The organism is Wenyingzhuangia aestuarii (assembly GCF_011927765.1).
In the GTDB taxonomy this organism is placed as follows: domain Bacteria; phylum Bacteroidota; class Bacteroidia; order Flavobacteriales; family Flavobacteriaceae; genus Wenyingzhuangia; species Wenyingzhuangia aestuarii.
This window is the reverse complement of record NZ_JAATJG010000013.1, coordinates 50,209-77,196: the sequence shown is the minus strand read 5'-3', so window position 1 is coordinate 77,196 and position 26,988 is coordinate 50,209. Positions and strand designations below refer to the sequence as shown.

Annotated in this window: 36 protein-coding genes; 33 read left to right on the top strand and 3 right to left on the bottom strand. The window is 31.8% G+C overall.

Annotation, left to right across the window (positions count from 1 at the left end):
* The 11 genes from GGR97_RS12265 (at position 1) to GGR97_RS12215 (ending at position 13,101) form a co-directional block, all read left to right on the top strand.
* Complete coding sequence (locus tag GGR97_RS12265) at positions 1-1,137, top strand: carboxypeptidase-like regulatory domain-containing protein (protein ID WP_167898811.1); 1,137 nt, start codon at positions 1-3, stop codon at positions 1,135-1,137.
* A 192-nt stretch (positions 1,138-1,329) separates the two neighbouring features.
* Positions 1,330-2,949, top strand: a complete 1,620-nt coding sequence (locus GGR97_RS12260; protein ID WP_167898810.1) for a sulfatase-like hydrolase/transferase — start codon at positions 1,330-1,332, stop codon at positions 2,947-2,949.
* 259 nt (positions 2,950-3,208) lie between these two features.
* Complete coding sequence (locus tag GGR97_RS12255) at positions 3,209-4,711, top strand: hypothetical protein (protein ID WP_167898809.1); 1,503 nt, start codon at positions 3,209-3,211, stop codon at positions 4,709-4,711.
* Positions 4,712-4,734: 23 nt separating this feature from the next.
* The gene (locus GGR97_RS12250) at positions 4,735-6,063 is read left to right on the top strand and encodes a glycoside hydrolase family protein (protein WP_209272380.1); all 1,329 of its coding nucleotides are present in this window, start codon (positions 4,735-4,737) and stop codon (positions 6,061-6,063) included.
* A gap of 374 nt (positions 6,064-6,437) precedes the next feature.
* On the top strand, positions 6,438-7,502 hold the full coding sequence (locus GGR97_RS12245; protein ID WP_167898807.1) for a glycoside hydrolase family protein: 1,065 nt from the start codon (positions 6,438-6,440) through the stop codon (positions 7,500-7,502).
* A gap of 144 nt (positions 7,503-7,646) precedes the next feature.
* Positions 7,647-9,101 (top strand): sialate O-acetylesterase, encoded by a 1,455-nt coding sequence (locus GGR97_RS12240; RefSeq protein WP_167898806.1) that lies wholly within the window; start codon positions 7,647-7,649, stop codon positions 9,099-9,101.
* A gap of 6 nt (positions 9,102-9,107) precedes the next feature.
* Positions 9,108-9,929 (top strand): carboxylesterase family protein, encoded by an 822-nt coding sequence (locus tag GGR97_RS12235; RefSeq protein ID WP_167898805.1) that lies wholly within the window; start codon positions 9,108-9,110, stop codon positions 9,927-9,929.
* 9 nt (positions 9,930-9,938) lie between these two features.
* Positions 9,939-11,003, top strand: a complete 1,065-nt coding sequence (locus GGR97_RS12230) for a glycoside hydrolase family protein (protein WP_209272379.1) — start codon at positions 9,939-9,941, stop codon at positions 11,001-11,003.
* A gap of 336 nt (positions 11,004-11,339) precedes the next feature.
* Entirely contained in the window at positions 11,340-11,720 is a 381-nt protein-coding gene (locus tag GGR97_RS12225; protein ID WP_167898804.1) for an HU family DNA-binding protein, read from the top strand.
* Between the two features lie 769 nt (positions 11,721-12,489).
* A complete protein-coding gene (locus tag GGR97_RS12220; RefSeq protein WP_167898803.1) occupies positions 12,490-12,876 on the top strand; it encodes a MerC domain-containing protein in 387 nt (128 codons plus the stop codon).
* A gap of 72 nt (positions 12,877-12,948) precedes the next feature.
* Positions 12,949-13,101, top strand: coding sequence for a hypothetical protein (locus GGR97_RS12215; protein WP_167898802.1), 153 nt, complete (start codon positions 12,949-12,951; stop codon positions 13,099-13,101).
* 584 nt (positions 13,102-13,685) lie between these two features.
* On the opposite strand, the gene GGR97_RS12210 is transcribed toward GGR97_RS12215, so the two are convergent.
* The gene (locus tag GGR97_RS12210; RefSeq protein WP_209272378.1) at positions 13,686-14,348 is read right to left on the bottom strand and encodes a S24 family peptidase; all 663 of its coding nucleotides are present in this window, start codon (positions 14,346-14,348) and stop codon (positions 13,686-13,688) included.
* A gap of 123 nt (positions 14,349-14,471) precedes the next feature.
* Here GGR97_RS12210 and GGR97_RS12205 point away from each other — a divergent pair, with 123 nt between their 5' ends.
* The 22 genes from GGR97_RS12205 (at position 14,472) to GGR97_RS12100 (ending at position 25,987) form a co-directional block, all read left to right on the top strand.
* Positions 14,472-14,663: a hypothetical protein gene (locus GGR97_RS12205; RefSeq protein ID WP_167898800.1), complete on the top strand. Its 192-nt coding sequence runs from the start codon at positions 14,472-14,474 to the stop codon at positions 14,661-14,663.
* Between the two features lie 9 nt (positions 14,664-14,672).
* The gene (locus GGR97_RS12200; RefSeq protein WP_167898799.1) at positions 14,673-16,670 is read left to right on the top strand and encodes a transposase family protein; all 1,998 of its coding nucleotides are present in this window, start codon (positions 14,673-14,675) and stop codon (positions 16,668-16,670) included.
* 4 nt (positions 16,671-16,674) lie between these two features.
* A complete protein-coding gene (locus GGR97_RS12195) occupies positions 16,675-17,526 on the top strand; it encodes an AAA family ATPase (protein ID WP_167898798.1) in 852 nt (283 codons plus the stop codon).
* A gap of 1 nt (position 17,527) precedes the next feature.
* A complete protein-coding gene (locus GGR97_RS12190; RefSeq protein ID WP_167898797.1) occupies positions 17,528-18,193 on the top strand; it encodes an AAA family ATPase in 666 nt (221 codons plus the stop codon).
* A 4-nt stretch (positions 18,194-18,197) separates the two neighbouring features.
* The gene (locus GGR97_RS12185) at positions 18,198-18,554 is read left to right on the top strand and encodes a hypothetical protein (RefSeq protein ID WP_167898796.1); all 357 of its coding nucleotides are present in this window, start codon (positions 18,198-18,200) and stop codon (positions 18,552-18,554) included.
* A gap of 3 nt (positions 18,555-18,557) precedes the next feature.
* Entirely contained in the window at positions 18,558-18,749 is a 192-nt protein-coding gene (locus GGR97_RS12180) for a hypothetical protein (RefSeq protein ID WP_167186130.1), read from the top strand.
* Positions 18,746-19,045, top strand: coding sequence for a hypothetical protein (locus GGR97_RS12175; RefSeq protein WP_167898795.1), 300 nt, complete (start codon positions 18,746-18,748; stop codon positions 19,043-19,045). Before GGR97_RS12180 ends, GGR97_RS12175 begins: the two co-directional genes overlap by 4 nt.
* Positions 19,042-19,299, top strand: coding sequence for a hypothetical protein (locus GGR97_RS12170; protein ID WP_167186136.1), 258 nt, complete (start codon positions 19,042-19,044; stop codon positions 19,297-19,299). Before GGR97_RS12175 ends, GGR97_RS12170 begins: the two co-directional genes overlap by 4 nt.
* A 13-nt stretch (positions 19,300-19,312) precedes the next feature.
* Positions 19,313-19,822: a DUF4494 domain-containing protein gene (locus GGR97_RS12165; RefSeq protein ID WP_167898794.1), complete on the top strand. Its 510-nt coding sequence runs from the start codon at positions 19,313-19,315 to the stop codon at positions 19,820-19,822.
* Between the two features lie 51 nt (positions 19,823-19,873).
* Positions 19,874-20,524, top strand: a complete 651-nt coding sequence (locus GGR97_RS12160; RefSeq protein WP_167898793.1) for a hypothetical protein — start codon at positions 19,874-19,876, stop codon at positions 20,522-20,524.
* A gap of 115 nt (positions 20,525-20,639) precedes the next feature.
* Entirely contained in the window at positions 20,640-20,849 is a 210-nt protein-coding gene (locus GGR97_RS12155; RefSeq protein ID WP_167898792.1) for a hypothetical protein, read from the top strand.
* Positions 20,850-20,852: 3 nt separating this feature from the next.
* Entirely contained in the window at positions 20,853-21,284 is a 432-nt protein-coding gene (locus tag GGR97_RS12150) for a hypothetical protein (protein ID WP_167898791.1), read from the top strand.
* Between the two features lies 1 nt (position 21,285).
* On the top strand, positions 21,286-21,837 hold the full coding sequence (locus GGR97_RS12145) for a 3'-5' exonuclease (RefSeq protein ID WP_167898790.1): 552 nt from the start codon (positions 21,286-21,288) through the stop codon (positions 21,835-21,837).
* Entirely contained in the window at positions 21,830-22,387 is a 558-nt protein-coding gene (locus GGR97_RS12140; RefSeq protein ID WP_167898789.1) for a hypothetical protein, read from the top strand. Before GGR97_RS12145 ends, GGR97_RS12140 begins: the two co-directional genes overlap by 8 nt.
* Entirely contained in the window at positions 22,359-23,024 is a 666-nt protein-coding gene (locus GGR97_RS12135; RefSeq protein WP_167898788.1) for a hypothetical protein, read from the top strand. Before GGR97_RS12140 ends, GGR97_RS12135 begins: the two co-directional genes overlap by 29 nt.
* A 99-nt stretch (positions 23,025-23,123) precedes the next feature.
* Positions 23,124-23,429 carry a nucleoside triphosphate pyrophosphohydrolase family protein gene (locus tag GGR97_RS12130; RefSeq protein ID WP_209272377.1) on the top strand — a complete coding sequence of 102 codons (306 nt, stop codon included), beginning with the start codon at positions 23,124-23,126 and terminating at the stop codon, positions 23,427-23,429.
* 13 nt (positions 23,430-23,442) lie between these two features.
* Complete coding sequence (locus GGR97_RS15265) at positions 23,443-24,096, top strand: DUF7220 family protein (RefSeq protein WP_209272376.1); 654 nt, start codon at positions 23,443-23,445, stop codon at positions 24,094-24,096.
* Complete coding sequence (locus tag GGR97_RS12120) at positions 24,093-24,368, top strand: hypothetical protein (RefSeq protein WP_167898786.1); 276 nt, start codon at positions 24,093-24,095, stop codon at positions 24,366-24,368. The genes GGR97_RS15265 and GGR97_RS12120 overlap by 4 nt, the downstream gene beginning before the upstream one ends.
* 22 nt (positions 24,369-24,390) lie before the next feature.
* Positions 24,391-24,747 carry a hypothetical protein gene (locus GGR97_RS12115; RefSeq protein WP_167898785.1) on the top strand — a complete coding sequence of 119 codons (357 nt, stop codon included), beginning with the start codon at positions 24,391-24,393 and terminating at the stop codon, positions 24,745-24,747.
* A gap of 89 nt (positions 24,748-24,836) precedes the next feature.
* Positions 24,837-25,283 (top strand): hypothetical protein, encoded by a 447-nt coding sequence (locus tag GGR97_RS12110; protein ID WP_167898784.1) that lies wholly within the window; start codon positions 24,837-24,839, stop codon positions 25,281-25,283.
* Positions 25,280-25,660 carry a hypothetical protein gene (locus tag GGR97_RS12105; RefSeq protein WP_167898783.1) on the top strand — a complete coding sequence of 127 codons (381 nt, stop codon included), beginning with the start codon at positions 25,280-25,282 and terminating at the stop codon, positions 25,658-25,660. Before GGR97_RS12110 ends, GGR97_RS12105 begins: the two co-directional genes overlap by 4 nt.
* Positions 25,661-25,732: 72 nt before the next feature.
* Positions 25,733-25,987 carry a hypothetical protein gene (locus GGR97_RS12100; protein ID WP_167186175.1) on the top strand — a complete coding sequence of 85 codons (255 nt, stop codon included), beginning with the start codon at positions 25,733-25,735 and terminating at the stop codon, positions 25,985-25,987.
* On the opposite strand, the gene GGR97_RS12095 is transcribed toward GGR97_RS12100, so the two are convergent.
* Both GGR97_RS12095 and GGR97_RS12090 read right to left on the bottom strand, forming a co-directional pair.
* Positions 25,984-26,436, bottom strand: a complete 453-nt coding sequence (locus tag GGR97_RS12095; protein WP_167898782.1) for a hypothetical protein — start codon at positions 26,434-26,436, stop codon at positions 25,984-25,986. The genes GGR97_RS12100 and GGR97_RS12095 overlap by 4 nt on opposite strands.
* On the bottom strand, positions 26,433-26,987 hold the full coding sequence (locus GGR97_RS12090) for a hypothetical protein (protein ID WP_167898781.1): 555 nt from the start codon (positions 26,985-26,987) through the stop codon (positions 26,433-26,435). Before GGR97_RS12090 ends, GGR97_RS12095 begins: the two co-directional genes overlap by 4 nt.
* Position 26,988 lies beyond the last annotated feature (1 nt).

Here is a 26,988-nt window from a genome sequence, read left to right as displayed (position 1 = left end):
ATGAAAAATTTAATACTGCTAGTTTGCTTGTTACATACTGTTTTTTCTGTAAAAGCTCAATATCTTAAAGTACCTCAAATATCTAATCAAAAACCAAAAGCTGGTGTAAGGGTAAAAGTAGTACCTAAAGCCTATAAAAATACAGGCTTGTACTATTCTTTATATCTTCCAGAAAATTATATTCCTAATAAAAAATATCCTGTTATTGTTGAGTATACTGGAAATAAGCATGCTCCTACTGGTTCTACAGGAAAGGTGAAAGATGCAAATTTAGGATATGCAATTGCTAAAAAAATAGAAGCTATATGGGTAGTGTTTCCATATGTAAAGAAAGGTGAATCTATTTTAAATTGGTGGGGAAATGAAGAAGAAACCATTGAGTTTGCTATGAACAATATAAAGGATATTTGTTTAAATTATGGAGGTAATCCTGCAGAGGTATTTATATGTGGCTTTTCAAGAGGAGCAATAGGAGTTAACTATTTAGGGTTACGCAATAAAGAAATAGCAGATACTTGGCTAGGTTTTTTTTCTCATGATCAATACGATGGTGTAAAACAATGGGCCAAATGGGGAACACCATTATCAAAATATAGAGAAGAAGCTAAAGAAAGGTTTATGCGTATAAAGGGACGAAACTGTTATATTTCTCAAAAAGGAACAAAGAGTGATTATACGTTTGCAACGAAAGAATATATCATAGAAAATAAATTAGAAAGTTATGCAAATATTCAATTTGAAATACTTCCAATTTCATCTGTAATCCCAAATATTCCAACAAATTTTGTTCCACATAATCATACAGATAAGTGGTTGTTATTTGATTCAAAATATGCCAATAAGGTCTATACATGGTTTCTAAAAACAATAAAAAACAAACCAAACACCTATACGGTTAGTGGTATTGTAAAAAACTCTAAAGGAAATCCTGTTTCTGGAGTTTTTGTAGAAAGTGGAAGAACTCATTTTGCAATTACAAATAAAAAAGGAGAATATGTATTAGAAGGTCTTATTTCAGGAAAAAGAATTGTTAGGGTAAAAAGTACAACAGGAAAAGAACTAGCTACTTCTAGGTCTATAGATGTTAAATCTAATGTAACTAAACTAAATTTTATTTCTCAAACAAATTTTAATTAGAGGTTTTAAATTATTCTTTATAAAAAGATAAAAAACTTAGATATAGGTGTATTAGTTTAGTAAAATAGTACGCATTGTTTGTAGTCGTATTTTGGACTCTTAGAAACATAGAAAAGAACTAGACAGAACTATTAGTTTTGGTATTAAAGTACTTTGCTGCGCAATAGAATATTATTAAAACAAAAATAGATCATGTTTCAAAAAATAACTAAAGCACTCTTGGGAGTTGTTTTTTTAGGAATTATTTCATGTGCTCAAACAAAGCAAAAAAGTAACACAGTTCATCAAAATGGAATTGCTAACAAGCAAAACACCCAACCCAATATTGTACTTATTTATGCCGATGATTTAGGTAGAGGAATGTTAAGTACTTATGGTCAAAAAATTGTAAAAACGCCTAATATAGATAGATTGGCTAATTATGGAGTAAAGTTTGAAAATTCTTATGGTTCTCATTATTGTTCTCCTGCTAGAGCTAGTTTGTTAACCGGAATGCACGATGTTCGTAGAGATTTATTTAATACTACCACGGGTGGGATTTATATGAAGTTAGACAATGGTTTAAGTTTAGAACAAATTGAAGAGAAAATAGAAAAAGTAATGATTCCTGCCAAAGAAGAAGATGTTTTCTTAGGACAAGTAGCTCAACAAGCTGGGTATGCAACAGCAGAGTTTGGAAAGTTAGAATGGGGATTTGCTACTACCGCCAAACGTGTAAAAAGACATGGGTGGGACTATCATTTTGGATATTACGATCACAGACGTTGTCATGGTTTTTACCCTCCATTTTTATTTAGAAATGGTAAAAAAGTAGCTATTCCAGGAAACACACATGTAGATTGTGCCAAAGGACCAGATTCTGAATCTCCAGAAAATTACAAAAAGAGATGGGATATGACGGGTAAAAAAGTCTATTCAGAACATATTATTATGGACGAAATGATGAGTTATATGGATCGTAACCATCCTAAAGACACCGGAAAACCGTTCTTTATTTATTTTCCAACGCAATTGCCTCATGGTCCTGTAGCCATTCCAGAAGTTCATGCAGATTTTAAAAACAATCCTAATTTAACCGAGCTAGAAAAAGAATACGCATCTATGGTTAAAATGTTAGATTCTGATGTAGGAAGAATTTACAATAAACTAGAAGCAATGGGAGTATTAGATAATACGATTATTGTATTTACATCAGACAACGGACATGCCATGCCTTATCCAAAAGAAGGTAGGTTAGATGATAAAAGAAACATACACACGGGTCAAAAATACGATGATATCAAAACTAAATTTTACTCAGAAACCAGTGGAGATGTATTTGATGGAAATGATGGTATGGCAGGTTTTAAAAGAGCCAATTGGGAAGGTGGTTCTAGAGTACCACTTATTTGGTATTGGAAAGATAAATTTAAATCAGGAACTATATCAGAACAACGTGTTGCGGGTTATGATTTTATGAACACAATGGCTGAACTAATAGAAACAAATCCTGTAAAAAAATCTGATGGTGTTTCTTATGCTAAGACCTTGTTTGGTGGTAAAAGTAGAGAGCGTGATTATACGGTACTTTCATCTCATACCATGGGCCCCTCACTAATTACTAAAGATGGGTGGAAGTTACGTTACTACATTAAAAAAGATGTTTTTCAATTGTATTATTTACCTAATGATTATAAAGAAGAAAATAATCTAGCTAATGAACAACCCGAACGTTTAAAGACTTTAAAAACATTACTACTTAAAGAATGTAATGGAGATTGGCATAATGGACTAGGACCTCAGAAAATGAGTTATAAGTTGTACGGAATTTAATTAAAAGAGTACATAAATTTTAAAGGGAGCTTTTTGAAACTATTCAAAAAGCTCTCTTTTTTTTTAGACCTTAAATAAACTCTATGGTGTGTACTATGTATTTGTAGATACTTTATTTTAAGCTTAGGACTTACAAGAACATACAAAGTGCTATTGCAGACGATAGAGATAGGGAGACTTAATAATTTTAAACCTGTTGATTAATTTCAGTTAGAAAATAGAATCAACAAAGAACTAATAATCTTAAACAACAAAATAAATGATCACAAAAATTTCTAAATTAATTACAGCTATGTTATTCTTTGTTTTTATAACAACGAATGCACAATATAAAGAAACTATGAATCCTAAAGGATTTAAAGTAGATTTAAAAAAGGATTATGGTTTGGTAAACGACAATGCCAAAAAACCTCAGGGGTATTTGTTACAAAAAGCCATAGATGATGTAAACAGTAAAAAGAATGGGGGAAGTATATACATTCCTAAAGGAGTTTATAATATTAGTGATGTTACTTTAAAATCTAACGTACATATCTTAATAGAAAAAGGAACGGTGTTAAAATCGGGTAGAGTTTCTGTAGCAGGAGCTAATAGTCCCAAAGGTCCAAAAAAAGGAAATGGGAAAGAAGAGTCCGTTTCTCATGCCAAAAAAGAGAAAAAAAAGAAAGTATCAAAAGGTAAAAAGAACAAGAAAAAAGGTGATACATCTAAAAAAGACAAAGGAGCTAAGAATACTAAAAAAGGAGAAGTTACTAAGGGAGTGTTTTTTGTGTTAAATGCTAAAAATGGTGGAACAGAATATATAGAGAATGTGAGTATAAGAGGGGTTGGTGGAGCCTTTACTATAGATTACCACAATCTTAAAAGTAAAGACAGACAAAGAGCAATTATTGTTTCTATGGCAAAAAATTTTTTAATAGAAAACATGATTGTAAAAGATAATTATACGGTGTATTGTGGAATTACATTATCACCCTCAGGAGAAAAAGTAAAAGATGTTAAAAATTGGGAAGTATCTAGACCAACTTTTGGAACCATTCGTAACATTACTCACTTTAGAGGAAGTCCAGGTTATGGATTGGTACAATGTCATGGAGCACAAAATGTACATTACGAGAACTTATATTCAGAAGGAGGGGTAACATTTAGATTAGAAGTTGGTGCTAATAATAAAAATGTTGGAGTTTATGATTTAACTGCAAAAAACATCATCAACAAAAACGGAAGATGTGCGGTAATGTTAGGACCTCATTCTGCTAAAAACGGAATTATAAAAGTAGATGGTGTTACATCTATAAGTTCTACCTATGCTGTAAAGGTAGGTGATGGACACGTAAAATCTGGAGCCCCAGATCAAACTCCAGGATATTTTCACGATGATTCTTCTATAACCAATATTCATGCTATTTATGGAAAATCAGCACAAATTAAACGTTCTTCTTTTACGGATTATCCTAGTATTGAAGCTTATTATAATGATTTAAAAGTATTTTCAGATTATAAATTTTTTGAAGGGCCGTCTATTGGAGCTGTAGAAAATTCAGCACTTAGTTTTCATGTAAACATCAGTAATATTACAATGGAAGGTTTTCCTTATCACAATGATAAACCTATTATTACTCATAAAGATAGAAGAGATGGTAATTGGGGAGAAGAAAAGAAAGCATGGGAAAAAGCACATACGGGGAAAGAATTTAAATCTAACAAAGGTGTAATTGCAGAGGATTACCAAGCTAAAGCCTATAATTTTAAAAGAAAATAATAAGAATATAAAACATAAAAAAGATGAATGCAAAAATGATAAAAAGTTTAGGTGTAGCTACTTTGCTAATGTTGTTTGTAACAAAAGTAAATGCACAGTATACCGAAGTAATGAATAAAAAAGGATTGACCAAAAGTCTAAATAAAGATTATAATTTAAAAGATGATAATGCCAAAACAGATCAAAGTGATAAGTTGGTTAAAGCTATTGATGATGTAAATAGTAAAGGTGGAGGAATTATTAAAATAGACAAAGGAGTTTATCGTTTTTCAGGTGTTAACTTAAAGTCAAATGTTCATATTTTAATAGAAGGTGGTACGGTTATCAAACCAGCATCTAGTGTTGTTTTTAATTTTTCTGTAGATAATAAAACAGAAAAAAAGAATCCAAAAGCTTTTATTAAAAATGTAAGTGTTCGTGGAAATGGTGGAGCTTTTATTATTGATTATCACACACACAAATACAAAGACAGACAACGTGCAATTATTGCTAAAATGGTACAAAACTTCTTAATTCAAGACATGATTGTAAAAGACAATTATTCTGTTTATTGTGGAATTACTTTGGCTCCTGCTAATGAAAAAGTTGCGGATGTTAAAAATTGGGAGGTATCTAGAGCTAGCTATGGAACAATACGTAATATTACGCATTACAATGCAAGTCCTGGTTATGGATTGGTACAGTGCCATGGTGCACAAAATGTGCATTTTGAAAACTTATATTCAGAGGGGGGGGTAACGTTTAGATTAGAAGTTGGTGCTAATAACAAAAATGTAGGAGTTTTTGATTTAACAGCAAAAAACATCATCAATAAAAACGGAAGAGCCGCAGTAATGTTAGGACCTCATTCAGCTAAAAATGGAATTATAAAGGTAGATGGTGTTACTTCTATCAGCTCAACTTTTGCGGTTACTGTTGGAGATGGTGGTGTAAAAAAAGATGCCCCAGATCAAACACCAGGTTATTTTCATAAAGATTCTTCAATAGATAATGTAGTGGCTATTTATGGGAAATCAGCACAGGTGAAAGGACCGACTTTGTTAGAATTTCCAAAAGTTGATGATTATTTTGATTATTTAAAAGTGTTTTCTGATGGTAAATTTTATGAAGGACCTTCTGTAACAGCTGTACATTATGGACCTACTACCTATAGTATTAAGCTAGGGAAAAATATTAAAATGAAAGGTTTTCCTCATCACAACAATAAACCTATAGTTACCCGTTCAGATACAAGAAAAGCATCTTGGGGAGCAGAAAAAAAAGCATGGAAAGCAGCGCATCCAGGTAGCGAATTTATTTCAGACAAAGGAGTGCTTGTAAAAGATTACCAAGTAAAAGCATATCAGTTCTAAAAGAAAAACAGACTCTTAAAAGCCCCTCATAATTATTATGAGGGGCTTTTTTAGTTGCAGGAGTTTAAGGAATAGTAGAATTCTTAATCTTTCATATGAGTTGTTTTTAGTAAAGTACAACAAGTAAAAACAACACATATGTTGAATAATAATAAAATATGCAACATATAGAACCCTTTTTGAGAATTCTAGCCTAATTGATAATATTATGTTTGTAGGGATTAGCTTGCTAAAAAATGAATCTTTATGTTTTTGTTTAAAATTAGAGTGGAGCTTATTAGGTATGAACCTTAGTTCTTAATTTGCTATATTGAATAATAGATAAATTAGTGTGGTTAGGAACATGAAATAAAGAATAAATAAAAGAGATAAAAATGAAACAAATCAAAATTAAATTACAACAAATAGCATTGTTTGCAGTCTTTTTTGTTTTCTTGGGATGTAACAGTCAAGCTCAGAAAATGAAGTTTGAATACATTGGAGATGCTGCTAGACAAGAAGGAATGCATGTTTGGGGATCTTCTCCTGTTATTGGTAAAGACGGAAGAACTCACTTATTTGCTGCACAATGGTCTACCAAAACCCAACCCAACTTTAGTGGATGGTACAAAGACTGTGAAATTGGTCATTATGTGGGTGATAGTCCAGAAGGACCTTTTGAATATGTGGGGGTAGCAGTATCGGACAAAGATGGTTTGTTTAACTCACCTCACAATCCAACCATCAGTAATATAGATGGAAAATATCAACTTTGTTTTATAGTAAATGAAAACAACGATTTAAAAACTCAACGTATTATTATGTATGTTGCAGATGATCTTAACGATACGTGGAGACCTGCTAAAGGAGGAGAAGCAGATGGTACTATTTTACGTCAAACAAAAGATCCTAAAGGATGGAATTACACAGCGAGACTAGGAGTTTCTAATCCATCATTAATAAAGTATAAAGGTAAATACCTTTTGTATCACAAATCTGTGGTAAGAAAAGAACCTAAAGGATATGTTTATTCTTACGGTGTTGTAGTTGCTAATTCTGTAGAAGGACCTTACATTCATAATCCTACAAGAGTAACCGAAGAAAAAATGCCTTTAGAAGATGCTTTTGCTTTTACCATGAAAGATTCTGTATACCTTGTAAGTCGCGATTTTAGAGCTTCTTTAGGAAATAGTGGAGGAGGTTTGTTATGGAAATCTGGAGATGGTTTTTCTTTTCCTGCAGAAAAAACAGTACGTGCTTACGAAGATTTATTACACTATGTTGGAGAAGAGCATTTAAAAGATGCTGTTTCTTACAGAGGAAAAAAAGATGGACATCTTGAGCGTGCTCAAATGCTTTTTATAGATGATAAACCTGCTTATTTATACTTGGCTACTGGAGTACAAACTGAACCAGGTTATGGTAGTAGTTCACATGTATTTAAAATTAGTTTTGAGTAAAATTTGATACGATTATAGATAAAAACAGTTGTCTAAGAACATCTTACAATAGAATTAAGATCCTTAAAGTAAGTACTTGACAGATTATGCCTTGTTTAAAACAAGCTCTAATCTGTCAAGTTTTAATTTTTAAAAGAAGAATAAATGAAAAAAGTTGTTACAATCAGTCTATTTATAGTATGTAATCTATTGTTTCATCCATCAATAAAAGCAGAAGTTAAGCTACCTGCTATTGTATCTTCTAACATGGTTTTGCAAAGAAATACTACAGTTGTACTTTGGGGATGGGCAGATGCTAATGAAAAAATAAGCATAAAAACGTCTTGGTTAAAAAAAGCGATTGATTGTAAAGCTGATAAAAATGGAGATTGGAAAATAGAAGTACAAACCACCCAAAGTAAAGAACCTCAGTTTATAAAAATTAAGAGTAAGACTTCTGATATTTTATTAGATAATGTTTTATTTGGAGAAGTTTGGCTTTGCTCTGGACAATCTAATATGGAACAACCCATAAGTGGTTACAACGGACAACCCACCTATGGTGCTGTTGCTACCACAGCAAAATCTTACAACAAAAACTTACGTTTTTTTACGGTTCGTAAACAGGGATCAAAAACTCCTTTAAAAAACATTCAAAAATTTTCTGCTTGGGAACAATCCTCTCCAGAAACTGTTTTAAATTTTAGTGCAGTGGCTTATCATTTTGGTCAGCAATTACAAGAAATTCTAGATTGCCCTGTAGGAATGATTCATTCTTCTTGGGGAGGTAGCATTGTGCAAGCTTGGATTAGTAAAGAGGTGATGCATACTTTTAAAGAAATTAATTTAGAAAAGGTAGATCTTAAAAAAAGAACTCAATACATTCCTACTGTTTTATTTAATTCAATGATACATCCGTTAATTCCTTTTAAAATAAAAGGAGCACTATGGTATCAAGGAGAAAGTAACCGTAAGCAACCTAATGAGTATAAAAAGTTGTTTCCTGCCATGGTAAAAGATTGGAGAACCCGTTGGGGAATTGGTGATTTTCCATTTTATTATGTACAAATAGCTCCTTATTTATATGGCAATAACAATGCTTTTCAAGAGAGTGATAATACGGCATTTATTAGAGAAGCACAATTAGAATGTTTAAGCTTAATTCCGAATTCTGGAATAGCTATTACAATGGATATTGGTGATGAAAAAAGCATTCATCCTCCCAAAAAGAAAGAGGTAGCCGACAGGTTGTTGTACAATGCATTACATAAAACTTATGGTTACAAAACTGTAGATTATGCTAGTCCTATTTATCAAAGTTTAGAAATAAAAGATGGTGGAATTGTATTAAACTTTCTAAATGCAGAAAAAGGAATCTATGCCTATGATGAACTAACGGGGTTTGAAATTGCAGGTACCGATAAAGTATTTTATCCTGCTACCGCTAGTATCGTAAATAAAAAGAAAGTATATGTTGAGAGCGATAAAGTTCCCAAGCCTGTAGCGGTAAGATATGCTTGGAAAAACTGGATTAAGGGAACATTGTATGATACAAATCTTTTGCCAGCTTCCTCTTTTAGAACAGATAATTGGACAGAGGCAACTCAGGTAAAAAATTAAAAAATAATGAAACAAATAATCACTTTTTTCTGTTGTTTATTCATACAATTCAGTTATTCTCAAATTAATAACATAAGTAAATCCTATGAGACAGACATACAAGAACACGATTTGTCTTTTTACGAAAAGCATACAACTGCTTTTGTTTATACTGATGATAATGGGGAACAAATGCCTTATAGATTGTTTTTGCCCATCAATTACAATTCTAAAAAGAAATACCCTTTAGTGTTGGCTTTTCACGGAGCAGGTTCAAGAGGAAATGATAACACAAAACAATTACGTCCATGGGTTGCCGGTTGGATGGATCAACAGGTACAAAAAGAACATCCGTGTATTCTTTTAATGCCTCAATGTCCTGTAAAACAAAAATGGGTAAATGTAGACTGGAGAAAAGGTTCTTATCTATTTAAAGAAATACCAATTAGCAAACCTATGAAACTATCAAAAGAAATTTTTGACATAGTCCTAGATGAGTTTTCGGTAGATAAAAATCGTGTTTATGTAATGGGGATGTCTATGGGAGGCTATGGTACTTGGAATTTTGTAATGCGATATCCTAAAATAATTGCAGCAGCTGTTCCTATTTGCGGAGCTGGGGATCCCTCTATGGCAAAAAAAATAAAGAGAATTCCAATATGGGCTTTTCATGGAGATAAAGATCCTACAGTACCACTTTCTGGATCTCTAGACATGATAGAATCTATAAAAAGTTATAAGAAGTACAAAGCTCGTTTAACAATTTACAAAGATGTTGGACACAATTCCTACGAGTTGGCATGGAAAAATCACAAATTAATAGATTGGCTTTTTAGCCAGCGTAAATAATATAAAACCATGAATAAACTCTATGTAAGGTTTTTATTGGCTCTGTTTTTAAGCTGTTCAATAAGTGTTGTGTCACAGGGAACTAAAAATAGTTTAAATCTTCATCAAATGATGGAACCTATGAGCAAAGATGGGATTTTTAGAGATTCTTTGTATCACCATTGGGGTGGTTCTATTATAAAAGACAAACAAGGTCAATACCACCTGTTTTATTCTAGGTGGAAGAGAGCGTATACATTTAATGGATGGTTAACATTTTCAGAAATTGCACATGCTGTATCTACTGCTCCCAAAGGACCATGGAAATACAAAGAGACTGTTTTAAAAGGTAGAGGAAAAGGCAGTTGGGATGAAATTACCGCACATAATCCTAAAATTAAATATTTTAACGGAAAGTATTATCTCTATTATATAGCAACCAATTTGGGTGGTAAGGAATATACACAGCAAGATTTAATTACTTTAAGTACGGCATCTTTAAAAAATACAGATAGAGGTTTGTTACGTAAACATCAAAGAACAGGAGTTGCTGTTTCAAATTCAATTGATGGACCTTGGAAAAGAATGGATGCACCGTTAATAGAACCGTCTGGACCTATAGCAACTATCACTGTAAACCCTGCAATTGATCAAGGTAAAGATGGACTTTATTATTTAATTGTAAAAGGAGATAAACCTAATGAAACCAAGTTTATCAGAAATCAGGCAATTGCTAAATCTGCATCAGCAACAGGACCTTTTACCATACAACCAAACCCTGTTATAGGAAATTTAGATACTGAAGATGTTTCTATGTGGTATGATGCCAAACAAGCTCTTTTTTATGCTGTTTTTCATGCCCATTCTTATATTGGATTAATGTGTTCTAAAGATGGTTTAACATGGAAGAAAGCAGAAAATTATGAAATAACTCGTAAAAAAATAAAATTGGAAGACGGTACTTTCTTAATTCCCAACCGTATGGAACGACCATTTGTTTATCTAGAAAATAATCAACCAAAGGTTCTCTGTCTTGCCATAAAAAAAGGGAACGATTCTTTTACTGTTTTTATACCCTTAAATAAAGGGAATTAAAGCATAGGTGTGTTGTTTGATAAATATTTAAGTTTAAACTGGCTTTAGTCTTTGTTTTGACGTTAAATTCTTAAAAAGCTAGAAAAAAGTTATAAACAGGTAGAGTTGAAAATTACTTTTCAAAATATTAAATGATTGCAAAACAAATCATTCCAGTTTTTTTATAATTTAAGTTATCATCAAATAGAATTAAAAAGACATAAGAATACAGATGTAAACTGTTGAAAACTATGTTTTTGCGGTTTTTGTGAAGTTTTAGAAGGCTTTTATTTTCGTGTTTATCTACATAGGTGTGTAGGTTGCTCGTTAGAGTATCATTTAAAACCTTTTATTTTTATGATTCAAGTAAAACCTTTACAAAAAGTGAATCCGTTGGATTTAGAAGCGGAAAGAAAGTATTATGCGCATGCCGTAGCTACTGGAACAGTAGACTTGGAACGATTGGCTTATTTAATAGCCAATCAAAGTACCGTAAGAGAAGCAGATTGTTATGCTGTTACCTTGTCTTTAGTACACAATATAATGGATGCCTTGGAGCAAGGTAATATTGTAAGATTAGACAGGTTAGGTTCTTTTCAAATAGGAGTGAATTCAATGGGAGTCAGTACTGAGAAAGATTTAACCGCAAATGCTGTTAAAAAAGCACATGTAAACTTTAGACCTGATGCTCGTTTGAGAAAGATGTTGAAAAACCTAAAGTATAGCGTATCTTCGTAATGATCTCTTTAAAAACCTAAAGTTTAAAAATCCTCAACAGTTGTTTCTGTCGGGGATTTTTTTTGTGTTTTATAAAGTCTCATTTTTAAACTTAAAAAAGAAACGTTGCTCTTTTACAACCGAAACGTTCCTCTTGTGTAATAGCAACGTTTCAATTTTCATACTCAAACATTTCTTTTGTTCTAAAGTAATAGTAGTCTTTAAAATTTAAAGAGTTTAACTAATTACAGGATCAATCTATTAACTGAGGGAATTGGTTTGTATAGAAACTCATTGGGCAAATTATTTTAAGAAACTTAAAAGCATTAACAGTCCCATTATTATGAATAAACAATCCATGAGACCTTTAGTTATTCCTTTGCTAAACGTAAAAATAGGGTTGTCATCATTTTTTTGAAGTAGTATCAGTCCTATTAATAGTATAGGTAGTATCAGCATTTTTTCTTTTTTAGGACAAACCTAATATGCATAAGTGTTGTACATATGCACAAATATTTTAGCCTCCAGATGAATGGATACAAATCTAATATCTTATTTTATAAAGCAATAGATCATATTTAACGTGTTTAGAATCAAGCTATATGAATTCTTTCTTTAGTGTTTTTTGAAAGGGTTAAATGCTTTGTATTGTTACCTGAATGTATATAAAATATAAACGCAACATTGTTGCGTTTGTTAAAAAAATAGAATAGTTTTGCATCCGAGTTAAAATGATTGTATTGTTTTAACTAGTGTATCATAAAGTAAAAAACAGAAATTCAATAATCAAATGAAGATTAAAAACAACACGGTAGATATTATAGCAATATCAAGTTCACTGATATGCGCAGTACATTGTGCTACCATACCGGTAGTGCTTTCATTCTCATCTTTAAGTACTTTACATTTTTTAAAAAACCCATATATAGAATGGACATTTTTAAGTTTTGGTCTTGTCTTTATCTTTGTTTCTTTATGGCCTAGTTATAAAAAAAATCATCATAAAGTAAAACCTTTACGATATGCTATGGTCGGTTTTTTATTTATAGCCTTTGGAAGGTTAAACCTAACAGAATCTTTTGAAATTATAAATACAGTGATTGGAGCTTCTATTGTTTCGTTTGCCCATTATTTAAATTGGAAATTATTAAAAACTGACTGGTGTTATAAACATTAGGACTCTTAACGAATGAAATTCAGTACTACTAAAAATAACATCACTTTCTTGTTTCTTGCACTATTTTTCGTCATGAAAATAGCAGGACTTCATGCATGGACTCATACAGAAGATGAGCATCATGTAGAGCACTGTGTTGTTTGTGATTATGCTTTAACGCATAATGCAATCCCTGTACTTGTTTCTGAAGCTAGTGATTTCCTATTTATTAATTACACCCCCTAAATAAAAAGATACAAATAAAAAAAGGCTGAAAAACAACCAAAAGCCAATAAAAACGCTCTATACGGGCGTTTTTTTATGTTTAAGAAGTAATCTTCATAATGTGAAAATGCTTCCATATACTTCACTTATACTTCCTCTTTTAAAAAGCATTTAAGGCTTTTGCTGTAAAACACTACTCTTTTACGAATAAAACACTCTTAAAACCTAGTTAAAACAAGGTTTAAAACCATTTAAAGGTGTTTTAAATACAATAACAACAAAACTACCGATGAGTTTTATTAAACCTCTTAAAGGGCTTGTATTTGTTGGTTTTCTGTTTTATTGCAGAATTCTGGTAGATCTTTAAAACTTCACTGTTTAAAAATGTTTTAATTTTTTAAATAATGCTGTTTTTTGGGGTTAGGGGTTCGCTTAGGGGTTCACTTAGGGGTTCAAAAAACAATAAAAAAAAGATTTGAAAAAGGCTCTAATATACATTTTTACACAATTAAAGTGTTTAAAATAGATTTATAACCATAGTGAAACGACAATATAGTGATGTATGAAGTTTATTTTAAGTAATTGTTTTTCAGTGTTTTAGATTGTTATTCTAAACGTATAACACCTGTAACTAGTGCTATATTTAGTATTTCGTCTTTAGGAATATCAAAAGGTTTGTACTTTTCGTTATCACTTACTGCTTTTATACAGTCTTCTTTTTCTGAAATATCAATACGTTTGATCAATACCCCTTGTTCCTTTGTAGCTATAACATGTACTTTGTTCCATTGTAAAAAAGATTCACTATTAATCATTTTACAAGCCACTACATCCCCGCTATTGTATTTTGGGTACATACTAGAACCTTTTATGCGAATCATAAAATCTACATTGGTAAAATCAGGAACTAAATAACGTTCCATAATATCTTGTTCCATAATACTTACATTCCCATGACTTAGACCAGCAAAAGCATTTACTGGAATTAATGGAGTTCCTTTTTTTAAATTAAAATATGGTGATTGATCTTCTCTAGTTACTGAAGTTTCATTTTCAAGCTCTCCAGCTCCGGTTAAAATCCAAAAAGCATTATATAGGGGATAATTTTCAGCTATACGAGTAACCCATTTAGACTGAATGTCTGTTTTTTTGTTATATGCTCTAGTTAAAACCCCCTTGCTTGCTTCAATTTTTTTTTCTAAAGAAGTAAGTGTAATGTTTTCTTTTTCAGCTATATACATTATTCTATCAATTATCGAATCACTCATTGGATTAAAATTTTCTTCCATTTATTTGTTTAAGAAGATAATTATCTTCTATATTTGTCATAAAACACGACATCATAAGTCGAAAGGGTAAAAGTATTAAAAAAGATAATTAAACCAAGTTTTATGACACAAATAAAATTGAACTCAAAAATAGTTGCCGCTTTAGCTAAAAAACACGGAAAATCTACTAGACAAATTGAGAGGTATATAAGAAAAGATACGGACACTGTTTTTGCAGACGAAGTAAGAAAGCAATATCAAATGGTTTTAAATACTTCTGAATCTGTTACAGAAACACTTGTTAAGAATATCTAAAAAAAGCTTATGTACGAATATCACAGCAATACACTTTCTATTCCTGCAAAACTTCTTTATGATGATTGGGCTTTAATGGCTTATGAAACATATAAGACTTGGTGTAAAAGAGGAAAGTTAGTAAGAACAAAACAAGGACGTGGTGCTAGTAACGAAGCTTTTGTAAGCTACAAGGACCTACCCTTAGATATTAAAAATATTTGTCTGTCAAAATTAGGAGATCCTAAAAAAGTAGCGGTAAAAAATATTTTAATAGAGTATTTGGTACCAGACCACAATGCAATTTCATTTTTTGCTCAACACAGGAAACCAGATGGGCAACCTTTGGCACAAGATGTACAAGTTGTTAGAGCTACCAATGTGATGATTTTAAACGCTATTAGAACGGTGTTAAATGATTATGGTGTTGCTTCTAAAGCTTTTGGGAGAAAGAAAACCCATATCTGGAAGAATATTAGTGATGCTGTAAATGCAATTCCTACAAGAGAATGGAATTACTCTTTACCCGGTAATGATAGAAGCTTATACAGAAGGTATAATGAATATTTAAAAAACGGTTACGCTTGTTTTATTCATAAAAATGAAGGGAATGATCACAAACTAAAATTGAAACAAGAGGTTAAAGATTTTTTACTAGCTACTTATTGTTTACCTGTAAAATATACCATTCCAGAGCTTTTAGAAAAATACAATAATGTTAGAGATGAAAATAATTGGCCTAGTATTTCTGAAGGTGCAGTAAGTAACTTTTTAGATCAACCTGAAAACAAAAGAATTTGGATGCTTGCTCGTCATGGTAAAGAGGAATGGGCAAAACAGTTTAAACACACACTTACGCGAGATAAATCTAACTGGTTTCCAAATGTGTATTGGGCTATTGATGGTACTAAATTGGACTGGGTTCACTTTTGGGACGACAGCAGTAATAACATGGGTGCCAAACTTAAAATAGATGTTGTTTTTGATGTGTTTAGCGAAAAAATTATTGGTTGGTCTTTAAGTTTTACAGAAAACCATGTAGATCACTTTAAAGCTATTAAAATGGCGGTTAATGAAGCAGGCTGTAGACCTTATTTGTTTACATACGATAATCAAAGTGGTCATAAAATGGATAGAATGCAAAATCTGTACAGTTCTTTAGTTGCAAAGTCTGATGATGATGGAAAAAATGGAGGAACACACTACCCACACAAAGCAGGGGAACACAACTCGCCTGCAGAACAATTGTTTAAAAGATTACAACAGCAGGTAATTACAAAGTTTTGGTTTTCTGATGGGCAAAGTATAAAAGTACGTAGAGCTGACAACCGAATGAACGAAGATTTTGTTTATGACAACAAAGATATTCTTAAAACACCTGAGGAACTATATCAGGCATGGGAAACAGCTGTTAATCTTTGGAATGATAAAAAACACCCTCATTTAAAAAAATTAACCAGAGCACAGGTTTATAATCAAGAAATGCCACAACAACAGTCATTAAGTCTTTTTGATATTATGGATAAAATGTGGATTGAAGAACGCAAAAAACCAATCACTTACAAAGGTCATGGTTTGGATTTACGTATTGGTGATAAAAAACACCAGTATGAAGTGCTAGATGCTGATGGGCACATTGATTTAGAATTCAGACGTAAGTACATAGGTGAAAAATTCATTGTTCGTTACGATCCTGAATATTTAGATGGCTACATACAACTGTGTTTAATGGACGAAAACAAGAAGATTGTTCACGTAGCTAATGCACAACCTAAAAGAACTCACAACACTATAGAAGTTTTAATGCAGGATGGTGATAAAGAGGCATGGAAAAAAGACTTTAAAGTTAGAGAGATTGAGTTTGCCAGAGATGAAGCTGATTACAAAGCTTTGGTAAGAAGAACGGGGATATCAAGAGAGAAAATGATAGATGATCAAGATTTGATGATAAAAATGAAAGGTCATTTAACCAAAGAACAACGTAGTAAAGCTGAATCATCAGAAAATTTAACCGCATCAAGATTTTAAAATTATGAAAACAGAACACATACAACTTATAGTAGAGCAATTAAATATTCTAATTGCAAAATCTTCTCAAAAGAAAGTAGCAAATATGGCTAAGGTTTCTAATGCTACGATTAGCCAAATGGTTAACAATAAGCATGATCATATTGCAGAATCTATGTGGATTAAAGTAAAGGTGAATTTAAAAATTGACTGGGGTTGGAATATAGTACCTACACAAAATCTATTGACGGTAAAAGAATTATTAAAAGATATTCAGTCTTTAAGTATGAGTGCCATGATTTCTGATGCACAAGGAATAGGTAAAACTACAGGTTACAAGGAGTATCAAAAAGAAAATGATAATGTAATTCTTATTGAATGTAAAAACTACTGGTCTAAAAAGAGTTTTGCACGTCATCAATTGTTGGCTTGTGGACTTGATACACATGGAACCACAGAGGAAATGATTGAAGCCTTTGCTGAATATCTTTCTAAGCAAAATAAAGCATTAGTTATTTATGATCAGTTTGATAAGCTTAAAGAGGTTCAGAAGGATTTGTTTATGGACTACTACAATGATTTAGATGGAGAATGTGCTTTTCTGTTATCTGGAGTTAAACATTTAGCTCATCAAGAGAAAAAAGGACGTAATAAAAACAAAATGGGTTATGCAGAACGTTGGTCTCGTGTAGGTAGTAAAGCAATACCATTAGGTCCTATTTCTTTAAATGATGTTGCATTAATGTGTAAGGCAAATGGATTGACTGATTTGGAGGTTATAGAGTATATCTATGAAAATTGTGAAGGTGATGCTAGACGTGTAAAACGTGAAGTTGAAAAGTATTTTTTAATGGAAGCAGAAAATAAAGCAGCATAATATGGCAGAACAAAAATCAGATATTAAAAAGTTTTTGTCCTACGAAGATATTACCCGCAAAAACTATAAAACGTTTGAATTTAACAATCCTGAATGGGTAAGGCATCAGGGGATTATAGAGTGTTCAGGTTCTATTTTGATTATGGGAGATTCTGGGCATGGTAAAACAACTTACTGTTTAGACTTTGTACATCAATTAACAGAATTTGAAAAAGTGTACTACGACACTGCTGAGGAAGGTTTAAGGAATTCGTTCAAAAGATCGTTGTTGTTAAATAACATGAAGAAAGTAAAGTCTAGTGTGTTTTTTCAAAAAGAAGGATATGATGATGTTGTAAAGAGATTAAGACGTAAACGTCAGCCTAAAGTGGTGTTTATAGATAGTGTTCAATACGTATTTAGAGGTAAAAGAGTTCAGCATTACTTTGATCTGATTGAGGAATTTAACAACACCTTATTTGTTTTTATCTCTCATGTTGATAGAGCAGGAAATCCAAAAGGAAGTATTGCTGAAGAAATTTATTGGGACTGCCAAAACAGAATATTGGTTAAGGATTTTAAAGCACATGTACTTAAAAGCAGATGTGGAGCCGATGAAAATACTCCTTATATCATAAATGAAGAACGAGCTGCAGCTAGAGAATTAAAACTATTACGAAAATCTTAATCCTATGAAAAAAATACAAAAAATATTAGAATACACACCTAAAGAGTACGATGTGTTAGTGTTATCTGTGTATATGAATTGGTGTGATAAGCACTCTAATAGCCAAAGAGAGTTACAACAGTTACTTTCTTACCAGGAACTTTTAAACTGGTTTAAAATGGAGTTTAAAGCTCTTGAAATAGAGTTTATACAAACGACCAAGCCATACATTAAAAAATTAGACAAAGTAGATGCTTTAAAGTATTACAGCAAAGTAGTGACTAAAATATTAGAGTTTTTTCCTTCTGCATTGTTTCCAGACAAACACAAGTTTACAAGCAGACCCAAACCTATTAATTTTTTTGAATCTCATAAAAACTAAGCCATGGCAATTAAAAATGTAAAACACTACGTAAATGAAAATTGTTTGAATGCAAATATTGAAGTTTTAAACAATTGGTTAGATGCTAACCCAACAGGATCTAAAGAAAGGACTTTAACAATTATTAAAAGAAACTACTACGTAAATAAAATAATTGAGCTGGATAAAAGCCCTTTTAACTGCATACAGCTATGATAGAAAGAATATTGGCCCTTGATAGCTTAGTGAATCTATTAAGTTTTGATGAAAGAATATGGTTGCAAAGACAGCGGTTAATTCCTCAAGGAATTTATTATGGAGAACCTCCAGAGACTATTGAGGATTTATGCAATTTAATTTTAAAATATAAGTGGGTTACTCCAAAAATAAAATACAACCAAGATAGATGCAAAGTGTTTTTACATCCTAAAACAGGTAACTGGGAGCCTATAGAAACCTATAAACACCCAATACTACAAGAAGCAATTAATTTAATATCAATAATAGAATGAGTACAGAAGAACAAACAAGTAAAGAAGCATTGAACCAAAACATTGATGAAGTTTTTGGAGCAAAAGCAAAAAGGTATTTAAAATGGCATGCCGGAAAGAAAAGAATTGAACGAGGTAAAATCATCATACCTAAGGAAAGCACTATTAAAAGGTTTGAGTTGTTAGGTATCTCTGAAATTTTAGCCTTTTGGAAGTTTAACGACCTCGAGATAAAGAGATCTGGTGCTGGTTTAAAAATAGAATTTACAATTTAAAAAAGAAATACATATGTGGTTTATCGTAAAAGTAAAGTATAGCAAATTAGATGATAATGAAAAGATTAAAACCTTTAATCAGCCCTATTTGTTTGATGCATTAACGCATACTGAAGCAGAAGCTCGTGCTAATGAAGAAATGGGTAAGTATTTATCTGAAGGTTTTATGATCACGGATATATCTATTGCAAACTTCTCTGAAATATTCCCTAGTGAGCATGGAGATAGATGGTTTAAAGCAAAAGTTTCTTTAGTGACTTTAGATGAAGATAAAGGATTAGAGCGTAGAACCAATACTTATGTTTTGGTACAAGCCTTAGATGTAAAAGATGCTTATGAATGGATTGAAGAACAATTTGCAGATACCGTTTCTGATTATTCAATTCCAAGCATTGCAGAATCTCCAATTATTGACATTTTCCCATTTTTTGATGGTGATGAGGATATTGATAGTACTAAAGAAATTCCTAAACAAGAACCAGGAGAGTTTTTGGATGTACATGATCCTGAAACGGAAAGTTAACTACAACTATTCTAAAAAAATATTACAACAATTATAAAAAATTATATATCCATGAATTTAGACGAATTAAGTCCAGAGGACAAAGAAAAATTAAGAAAGCAACTACACGATGAGGAACGTGAAGCTAAGAGAAAAGCACAAGAAGATAAAGAGTCTTTTAAAGACTTAACCAAATTATTTGTGCTAGCTAACATTGATAGTCTTGTTGAATTTAAAAACATTGTTGAGGAAAAAGTTGGGGAGCTATTTGAAGACTATAGTGTTATCAAAGAACTAAAGCAGCAAGTTTATGGACCAAGTGATCAAGATAGTCATACATCAACCTTACAAGATGGTTCTGCAAGTATTACCATAGGTCACAATGTGTCCATTAAGTTTAATGGTAACGAAAGTGCTGGACTTAAAAAGATAAATGAGTATCTAAACTCATTAGCAAGTGATGAGGAAAACTTTCAAAAACTTAAAAAAGCTATTGACATTTATTTAAAAAGAAATGCTAAAACAGGTGATTTAAGTCCTAGTAAAATCATTGAATTGAATAGTTTAAGAAAAGATTTTAATAGCGAGCTATTTAATGAAGGTTTAGATATTATTATGGATTCTCAAATTAGAACTCGTAACTCTATTTATGTAAGCGGTTGGAAGTTTGTTGAGGATGAAAATGGAAAAAAGGTAAAAAAGGAATTCCGATTTACTGTATAAACAAAGCTTTCCCTAGTAAGTTTCAAAGGTAGAACTATAGAGTACAGTGAAGTCTAATATCTATGGATGCAGGTTCGAGTCCTGTCTAGGGAACTAATCCATAAAATTTAAAACAATGAAGAAACAAAAAGTAATACCTAATAAATATTTACCAGTTAGAATTCCAATTTTTAAAATGGCTATCACAATTCATGTAATGCATTTTTATAAAGCTCCCCAATATGTGTTTTATCCAGTCTTAACAATCATGTTTTTTGTTTTGGTATTATCTGTTATTTCAAGAATTGGTGAGTGTAAAGATGAATCATTAATTAATAAAAATTAGATCATGTTAGCAACCAAGGAACAAAAAAAACTCATCCGTAAAAACTGTGGGTACAAAGTGGATATTAAAGAGGAATTTGTGCAATGGGCTACAGAAGATAATAATAAAACTAGTTTGAATGATTTAACCTTTGACCAAGCAAACAAAATATTATCAGTCCAAACTGGCAAAACCAATACTGCAGACAACTGGGCTTATTTTGATTATAAAAACCCAAAGCACAAAACAATCCTTTCTTTATTAAGACAAGCCAATTGGACGGTACCCAATGAGAGACATGGATGTGTGGCAGATTTAGAGAGATTTTCTAGCTTTTTAAAAGACGGTAAAAGTCCTGTTAAAAAGCCTTTAAAAAAGATGGAAGATAAAGAGTTAGAAAAAGTAATAGTAGCCCTTAGAGGTGTAGTAGCAAGTAAATACAAAAAAAGAAGATAACATGGAACATTTAATGATTGACATAGAAACGTTTGGAAACAAATCACACTCAGTAATTGTAAGTATAGGAGCTGTTTGTTTTGATTTAAAAACTGGTGAAATAGGCTCTATATTCCAAACATCTGTATCTGCATATGATTGTGTAAAAAACGGGTTAAAAATTAACGCAGACACGTTTTATTGGTGGTTAGAGCAATCTAAAGAAGCTCAGGATAAAATTGTAAAGGATAAATCTGACAGGAGTTTAAAAATAGCCTTATTGAATTTAGGGAGGTTTGTTTATGACAATTGTCCTCCAGATGTGCAAGTTTGGGGTAATTCTGCAAGGTTTGATTTGGGAATACTAGAGAACGCTTATGACACCATAGGTTTTGATCTTCCTTGGAAGCATAAAAGAGAGAGAGATGTAAGAACCTTAGTAATGTTTAATCCTAAAATTAAAGATGATTACTTAAATAAGCATGGAGTGGCACACGATCCAATATCAGACTGTAAAGGGCAAATAAGATATTGCTGCGACATTTTTAATACTATAAGTGTTCATTATGACTAATCATTACATCATAACAGTTGTAAAACCTAATATGAAACTTAGGTTAACTTATAAAAACAAACGTTTTTCAGCCATTAAACATTTGTCTGGTACGTTTGATGAATTTGTGATCAGATATTTGGGAGCCATATTACCTGTGTACGAAAATGAAGTTACTGCCAAAACAAAAGAGTACACAGGTAGGGTGACCTACTCTTTAGAAGTAAAAGAAAAAACATTGTACACACAGTTTAATGATGTTTGGCATGTGTTTTATATGGACTTTAAAAAAATACAACCAAAGTTTACTGGAGCTGATGGAAACGCTTTAAAGTCAATTATAAAGTACTTACAATCTATATCAGCTACAGATCAGGAAGCTTTGGCAATATGGAAAGGTGTTTTAAATCAATGGCATTTGTTAGATGCTTTCCATAAAAAGAACACCGATTTAAAATATATCAATTCACGCTTAAACGTAATTATAGATGAAATCAAAAGAATTACTGGTGTTGGATCAGATGGATCTAACAGTTCTACCAATGAAGCAGCAGAAAGCTTTACATATTAGCAAAATTGTATTACAGCAACCTAATGAGTTGGGTACATTAGAAAGAAAACTACAGCCTACTGATGTGTTTTCTAAACCCACCTTAGGAGAAGTGTACAAAGGGCCCTTTAGTAGTGTAGGTTATAAAACGGTTTTTTCGTTAACCAATCGTTTTTTAGATGGCTTTGGTTTTGCTACCAAATTGTCTGAAGCACAAAAACAAATTATAACATCTGACTTGTTAGAGGCTTGTAAGTATGAAAGTTTAGAAGATTTGATACTGTTCTTTAAAAACGCTAGAAACGGACTTTATGGTGTAGCTAAAAAAGGAGTTGATGGTAATACAATTCTTGGTGACTGGTTGCCACAGTACTTAGAAGCAAAAACCTTATTAAGAGAGCAAATGGTGTCTCACAAAAAAGACTTGCATTTAACAATGGTTACCGATAAAGCTAAAACTATTGAAACTTATAAAAAACACTACGAACAAAAGGCTGTTAAAAAGAAATATGAAAAAATGACAAAACTTGCTAATGAAGCCACAAAAAATTGTGACAGGCAAATGTTAGAAGATTTAATTATGACTTGGGAAAGAAGTGTTGAGTTAAGGCCTTATGTAAGATTGTTAATTGTAAAACGTAAAGAGATTAGAAAATGAGAAAAGACTGGGTAACATTTGGAGGATTTGACACTCCGTACCATTCAAAAGAAGAATTAGAGCCACAGAGCTATTGGAATAATTATAATAAATAGAGTGATGGAAAAAATACTAAAAGAAATTGTTTTAGAAAGAAAAAAACAAGACAAGAAATGGGGAGAACAAAATCATTCGCCTATGGAATGGATGCCGATTCTTATGGAGGAAGTAGGCGAAGCTTCTAAAGAAGCTCTTGAGCATCATTTTAACCATCCTGCTTTGGATATGGAAGGCGAAAAAGCTTGTGATTTAGTTCAAGGAATTGCACAGAAAGAACGTTTAAATAATTACAGAAAAGAGGTAGTTCAAATAGCTGCTGTAGCTGTGCAAATGATTGAATGTTTGGATAGAAATAACAATGTTTAAAAAATAATATAATATGCAAACTAAAAAACAATCATTTATAGAAACCTTAACCAATACGTTTGTTGGTTTTGTTTTTAGTCTTTGTTTAACTTTTATAGTAATGCCTTCTTTTGGTTTTGAAAGTACTCCAGTTAAGAATTTAGGAATTACAGCAATTTACACCGTAGCAAGTATTTTAAGAGGCTACGTGCTAAGAAGATGGTTTAATAAAAAAAGTTATACTAACAAGCTTCCAAACTTTAAACATACACCAGCAATGCCGCCTAAATTTTGTAGCAAAGAACAATCATTCACTTTTCATAAAGAACTTTTAGAAGCTTTGGATAAGTCAACTAGTGAACGTTTTTTTAGAAAGGAGTATTTGAATGAACCTTTAAGGGGTTTTGGAAAATCTGAAACTAGCTTTCATCATTTTGATGACAAACACAAATGTAACTGTAATGTTGAACCAATAGGAGTAACAGATCCTAACTATATAGTTATTGATGACATAGAAGAACCTTGTTTAGTAACCTGTGAAGCTTGTAGGGATGATGTAAATATTGAAGCTTCTTTTACAGATGCAGGCGACAATTATTTTTGTCCTGGTTGTTGGAAAGAATTAAAGCCTGTACTGGGTAAAGAGTATAAAGAATTAGTAGCTAACGGAGAAATTGAGGAATCATGAACAAATCAACACCGGAACAACTAGCCGATAAATGGATAAAAGAACTAAAAGAATTTAAGTTTACGTATGAGCAAATGCAAGGAGTATTTGCCAAGGCTAGAGAGATATTTGAAAAAACAACCAAAAAGACTGACTTTGATATTTGGCTAGAGCAAGAAGGTTGGGAGCATTTAAAAGGAATTATTTATGTAAACAGAACAAAAAAAGATATTAAAGTACATAAAGAACTCTCTAAAACATTTAACAAACTTCACAATGTAGGTGAGTATTAAAAAAACATTAATCGTTAACAGAATGAAAAAAATTAAAAAAAGAATTAAAAGAGCCTTGGCTGCCTTTCTTAGAGAGGAACTAATGGAGTATATAGGCTATAATCATAGAATACCATACATGTCATTAAATGATAGGTTTAAAGTTGATAATTTGAAATTTGAAACTGTAGTAATGGAGCAAGATATTTCTATTGATATTGATAATAGAGAGTTACAAAGAGATCCTTTGAGGTTGGAGCGACAAATTGAAGATTGCAAAAGACAATTTGCAGATGAAGTATTGAAACATATTCATGTAGACACTCAAAACTTAACCAATAGAGAACGTTATATGAGACGTAGTGTTCGTTTTGTTTTACGTGTTCAAGCTATAAAATAAATAAAAATTAAAGCTATCTAAACATAATTTGTTTGGATGGCTTTTTTTATTTTTAAATAAACACTATTCTTGATGTCTAAAAGTAAAAAATGATAAAACGAATAATTATAGGAGCTTTACCAGTTTTCTTAGGTGGTCTAATTTATATTACATACAGAACTAAATCTTTAATTATGTTTGATTGGTTTGATAAAATTGGACTTTCTGAATATGTAGTAGTTCTACGTACAAACAAACAATTACTAAATTTAGAGTTGCCAAATTGGATAAAGTATAGCCTTCCAGATGCTTTGTGGTTGTTTTCTTTCACTTACATCACATTAATTATATGGAGGTGTCAATTAAACAAGCAATCTGTATTTTGGATTATGTTAGCTCCAATAATAGGACTGTTTTCTGAACTAGGTCAACTTTTAGGATTTGTACCTGGTACATTTGATAGAGTAGATTTAATATTACTTATTATAGCTGCTCTTCTCCCACTAACATTTATAACACAAACACAATTTAAAACTATAAAAACAAAAAACGTATGAAAACAAAAAATTTACTTAAACACCTTCTTTCTGTTTTAACAGTTTGCTTCTTTATTTTTATTGCATTTGGAAGTGATGACGATGGAAGTAAAATAAATGAAGATGGAACACCAAAAACCGAACAACAAATTAAAGTAGAAAGTCAATTTAGTTCTTGGGATGGTTCACACAGAGGTTTAACCGCTTTAATTAAGAAAAGTATGAATGATCCTGATAGCTACGAACATATTGAAACTCGTTTCAGAGATGACGGAGATGATATTTATGTAATAACAAAGTTTAGAGGATCAAACGCTTTTGGAGGAAAAGTAATAAACACTGTTTCTGCTAGAGTTGATTTCAGTGGTAATGTTACTGAAATTATAAGTCAAGAATAACCTAATCCATTAAATTAGAAACCATATAAAACCCGATTTGCAAATCTAGCAAATCGGGTTTATTTTTGTCTTATGTGTAAGGCTATCAAACAGAAAATTGGAACGGAACGTAACAAGTTGTACAGATACAACTTGATAGCTGAATACTATCAGGAAATTTACGATCAGTTTAAAGGCTATATCACGATGACAAAAATACATAGTGATTTTATATATCCTAAGTTTGGTATTAGCAAACAAACCCTGTACACGGTCTTAAATACCAATATTAAAGGTGATTTAAAAAAGCTAGATGAGTTTGAAAAGTCTCAATTAAGTTTGTTCTAAACATCTGTAGCTTCTATTCCGTAGGTAATTTCATACTGTTGCACACCATCATCTCTCTTTGTTCTTCTAAAGCGTTTACGCACCAATCTACTTGTGTTTTCAAGAATTCTAAAACCTTGAAGTTTCTCGTGTATATTTTGTATTTCTTCGTGAATACTCCAAGCGTGTTGTTTTTGTCCTACAGGAGCAAGCTTGCTAGTGTTGGTTAGTTTTAAATTAGCTACCGTAATTACAATATCTCCAGATGCGTTTTGTCTATTTATAGGTGTTTTTTTACGGTCTTTACCAATGTCACTAAAAACAACACTAGAAATATCTATCAATGCACATGGCCATTTAACAGGAAAGTTAGGACTGTAATTATCCAATTGTCCCGTGTCTTCATCAACATAAGCAATGCTTTGTATTTCTGATAACTTGGTTTGTATTTCGGGAATAAAATGTATCATCTTTTTAAACTATTTTTAAGGTTTTGCTCAACTTCTTTCATATTAACATCTACCACCTGTTTTAAAATACGGTGTACTTCTGGGTGTTCTCCAATAAACTGCCTTTGTTCAATTTTCATTTTAGTTCCTACGGGTTGCATGGCCATCGCTTTCCATTTTTGAGCTTCTGCAGACAACCTTTTATTACGTTGTGTATTTGCCATTGCTTTTTTTCTCACGTTAAATTGTATGCCTCCGTACACCTTATAATACATTGCCCAAAAGAAACTTTTCATTTTTTTAGTGACTTCTATTTCTCCACCTTCATTCTGAATCTTCATGTAAGGCAAATTACTGGACCAGGTAATATCTGTGTCTGTAGTAGTAGGGTTTTGTATGCTTCTACGTCCTTTACCAGAACGAACCAAAGTAGATCCTTTACTGTTTGGGTACTTGTCCGACTTCCATGCTTCATTAAAAAAAGCCTTGCGTTCAAAGTTTCTGTCAAACTCCTGACTAAGCTCTGTGTTAGCATCTTTTAATATTTGTTGACTTATTTGTTTGAAATCCATA

Excerpts from the sequence above, each read along its gene's own strand:
- GGR97_RS15265 (WP_209272376.1), top strand. The coding sequence starts at position 23,443 with ATGCAAACTAAAAAACAATCATTTATAGAAACCTTAACCAATACGTTT.
- GGR97_RS12220 (WP_167898803.1), top strand. The coding sequence starts at position 12,490 with ATGAAGATTAAAAACAACACGGTAGATATTATAGCAATATCAAGTTCA.
- GGR97_RS12110 (WP_167898784.1), top strand. The coding sequence starts at position 24,837 with ATGATAAAACGAATAATTATAGGAGCTTTACCAGTTTTCTTAGGTGGT.
- GGR97_RS12215 (WP_167898802.1), top strand. The coding sequence starts at position 12,949 with ATGAAAATAGCAGGACTTCATGCATGGACTCATACAGAAGATGAGCAT.
- GGR97_RS12105 (WP_167898783.1), top strand. The coding sequence starts at position 25,280 with ATGAAAACAAAAAATTTACTTAAACACCTTCTTTCTGTTTTAACAGTT.
- GGR97_RS12090 (WP_167898781.1), bottom strand. The coding sequence starts at position 26,987 with ATGGATTTCAAACAAATAAGTCAACAAATATTAAAAGATGCTAACACA.
- GGR97_RS12165 (WP_167898794.1), top strand. The coding sequence starts at position 19,313 with ATGTGGTTTATCGTAAAAGTAAAGTATAGCAAATTAGATGATAATGAA.
- GGR97_RS12155 (WP_167898792.1), top strand. The coding sequence starts at position 20,640 with ATGAAGAAACAAAAAGTAATACCTAATAAATATTTACCAGTTAGAATT.
- GGR97_RS12195 (WP_167898798.1), top strand. The coding sequence starts at position 16,675 with ATGAAAACAGAACACATACAACTTATAGTAGAGCAATTAAATATTCTA.
- GGR97_RS12245 (WP_167898807.1), top strand. The coding sequence starts at position 6,438 with ATGAAACAAATCAAAATTAAATTACAACAAATAGCATTGTTTGCAGTC.
- GGR97_RS12260 (WP_167898810.1), top strand. The coding sequence starts at position 1,330 with ATGTTTCAAAAAATAACTAAAGCACTCTTGGGAGTTGTTTTTTTAGGA.
- GGR97_RS12210 (WP_209272378.1), bottom strand. The coding sequence starts at position 14,348 with ATGAGTGATTCGATAATTGATAGAATAATGTATATAGCTGAAAAAGAA.
- GGR97_RS12250 (WP_209272380.1), top strand. The coding sequence starts at position 4,735 with ATGAATGCAAAAATGATAAAAAGTTTAGGTGTAGCTACTTTGCTAATG.
- GGR97_RS12175 (WP_167898795.1), top strand. The coding sequence starts at position 18,746 with ATGATAGAAAGAATATTGGCCCTTGATAGCTTAGTGAATCTATTAAGT.
- GGR97_RS12150 (WP_167898791.1), top strand. The coding sequence starts at position 20,853 with ATGTTAGCAACCAAGGAACAAAAAAAACTCATCCGTAAAAACTGTGGG.
- GGR97_RS12230 (WP_209272379.1), top strand. The coding sequence starts at position 9,939 with ATGAATAAACTCTATGTAAGGTTTTTATTGGCTCTGTTTTTAAGCTGT.
- GGR97_RS12120 (WP_167898786.1), top strand. The coding sequence starts at position 24,093 with ATGAACAAATCAACACCGGAACAACTAGCCGATAAATGGATAAAAGAA.
- GGR97_RS12200 (WP_167898799.1), top strand. The coding sequence starts at position 14,673 with ATGTACGAATATCACAGCAATACACTTTCTATTCCTGCAAAACTTCTT.
- GGR97_RS12095 (WP_167898782.1), bottom strand. The coding sequence starts at position 26,436 with ATGATACATTTTATTCCCGAAATACAAACCAAGTTATCAGAAATACAA.
- GGR97_RS12100 (WP_167186175.1), top strand. The coding sequence starts at position 25,733 with ATGTGTAAGGCTATCAAACAGAAAATTGGAACGGAACGTAACAAGTTG.
- GGR97_RS12235 (WP_167898805.1), top strand. The coding sequence starts at position 9,108 with ATGAAACAAATAATCACTTTTTTCTGTTGTTTATTCATACAATTCAGT.
- GGR97_RS12180 (WP_167186130.1), top strand. The coding sequence starts at position 18,558 with ATGGCAATTAAAAATGTAAAACACTACGTAAATGAAAATTGTTTGAAT.
- GGR97_RS12130 (WP_209272377.1), top strand. The coding sequence starts at position 23,124 with ATGGAAAAAATACTAAAAGAAATTGTTTTAGAAAGAAAAAAACAAGAC.
- GGR97_RS12185 (WP_167898796.1), top strand. The coding sequence starts at position 18,198 with ATGAAAAAAATACAAAAAATATTAGAATACACACCTAAAGAGTACGAT.
- GGR97_RS12145 (WP_167898790.1), top strand. The coding sequence starts at position 21,286 with ATGGAACATTTAATGATTGACATAGAAACGTTTGGAAACAAATCACAC.
- GGR97_RS12140 (WP_167898789.1), top strand. The coding sequence starts at position 21,830 with ATGACTAATCATTACATCATAACAGTTGTAAAACCTAATATGAAACTT.
- GGR97_RS12135 (WP_167898788.1), top strand. The coding sequence starts at position 22,359 with ATGAAGCAGCAGAAAGCTTTACATATTAGCAAAATTGTATTACAGCAA.
- GGR97_RS12190 (WP_167898797.1), top strand. The coding sequence starts at position 17,528 with ATGGCAGAACAAAAATCAGATATTAAAAAGTTTTTGTCCTACGAAGAT.
- GGR97_RS12255 (WP_167898809.1), top strand. The coding sequence starts at position 3,209 with ATGATCACAAAAATTTCTAAATTAATTACAGCTATGTTATTCTTTGTT.
- GGR97_RS12205 (WP_167898800.1), top strand. The coding sequence starts at position 14,472 with ATGACACAAATAAAATTGAACTCAAAAATAGTTGCCGCTTTAGCTAAA.
- GGR97_RS12170 (WP_167186136.1), top strand. The coding sequence starts at position 19,042 with ATGAGTACAGAAGAACAAACAAGTAAAGAAGCATTGAACCAAAACATT.
- GGR97_RS12160 (WP_167898793.1), top strand. The coding sequence starts at position 19,874 with ATGAATTTAGACGAATTAAGTCCAGAGGACAAAGAAAAATTAAGAAAG.
- GGR97_RS12240 (WP_167898806.1), top strand. The coding sequence starts at position 7,647 with ATGAAAAAAGTTGTTACAATCAGTCTATTTATAGTATGTAATCTATTG.
- GGR97_RS12115 (WP_167898785.1), top strand. The coding sequence starts at position 24,391 with ATGAAAAAAATTAAAAAAAGAATTAAAAGAGCCTTGGCTGCCTTTCTT.
- GGR97_RS12265 (WP_167898811.1), top strand. The coding sequence starts at position 1 with ATGAAAAATTTAATACTGCTAGTTTGCTTGTTACATACTGTTTTTTCT.
- GGR97_RS12225 (WP_167898804.1), top strand. The coding sequence starts at position 11,340 with ATGATTCAAGTAAAACCTTTACAAAAAGTGAATCCGTTGGATTTAGAA.